Consider the following 471-nt stretch of genomic DNA (forward strand, 5'->3'; position numbering starts at 1 on the left):
GACTGCGCTCAATGCCTTGATCAGCAAGACTGCGATGATCGACCCGATCTGCATGTCCGTATTCTTCTAAATAGGCATTTTGAAGATCAGCAAAGCGTTCACGCAATTCTACAAGCTCGGTTTTGCGCTGTTCTGCGGTTTTAGCAGTATTGGACTTCTGACAACCACCACGCTCAGGATTTTTACTATTATAGCGTTTAAAAAACTGGTCAGGACTGCGTTCAATACCATCCTGTAAGCGTTCGCTATACATGATATGGGCATGAGGTTGTTCTCCGCCCTCTATGCTTGCCTTTGGGGTATGAATTGCCCATGTATAGGCATGTTGTTCGCCTAGCTCTTGTTCAACAAAGGTTTGAACCAACTCTTTACGCTGTTGCGGTGTCAGTTCCCTGGGAAGGGCAATTTCAATTTCACGGTAGGTACTGCCGTTTTTACGCTCATATTCATCGGCACATTGCCAAAATATAT

General features: G+C 45.2%; 1 protein-coding gene. It reads right to left on the minus strand.

Features of this window, described 5'->3' with window-relative positions:
• On the minus strand, positions 1 to 471 hold a 471-nt coding region (locus tag DLK05_RS17025; protein ID WP_209319965.1), incomplete at both ends, for a MobA/MobL family protein.

It is taken from the genome of Ancylomarina longa (genome assembly GCF_003996985.1).
Taxonomy (GTDB): domain Bacteria; phylum Bacteroidota; class Bacteroidia; order Bacteroidales; family Marinifilaceae; genus Ancylomarina_A; species Ancylomarina_A longa.